Source organism: Pseudoalteromonas sp. T1lg88, assembly GCF_002964765.1.
GTDB lineage: Bacteria > Pseudomonadota > Gammaproteobacteria > Enterobacterales > Alteromonadaceae > Pseudoalteromonas.
The window spans coordinates 1-370 of the sequence record NZ_PQCF01000009.1 but is presented as its reverse complement, the minus strand read 5'-3'; the positions used below and the strand labels follow the sequence as shown (position 1 = coordinate 370).

At 47.6% G+C, this 370-nt stretch carries 2 tRNA genes; both read right to left on the bottom strand.

Going from position 1 to position 370, the window contains the following annotated elements:
* Window positions 1-42: 42 nt before the first annotated feature.
* Window positions 43-118 (bottom strand) — tRNA-Ala (locus C2M34_RS06030).
* A gap of 53 nt (window positions 119-171) precedes the next feature.
* Window positions 172-248 (bottom strand) — tRNA-Ile (locus C2M34_RS06025).
* Between the last annotated feature and the right edge of the window lie 122 nt (window positions 249-370).

Here is a 370-nt window from a genome sequence, read left to right as displayed (position 1 = left end):
TTTCCCCGAAAGAATGTTTATCTATAAGAAGGAGTAGTAAAGTGGTGGAGCTAAGCAGGATCGAACTGCTGACCTCCTGCGTGCAAGGCAGGCGCTCTCCCAGCTGAGCTATAGCCCCACATTACTAGGATACGTGCATTGTTTATAACCGGTCTTTGCTGTGAAGCAAAGTGGTGGGTCTGAGTAGACTTGAACTACCGACCTCACGCTTATCAGGCGTGCGCTCTAACCAGCTGAGCTACAGACCCAAACAATGACGTTTGTTCTCTATTTCATAATCAACAATCATCTGTGTGGACACTGCGAACAAATTAGTTCTAAATCGTATAAGGAGGTGATCCAGCCCCAGGTTCCCCTAGGGCTACCTTGT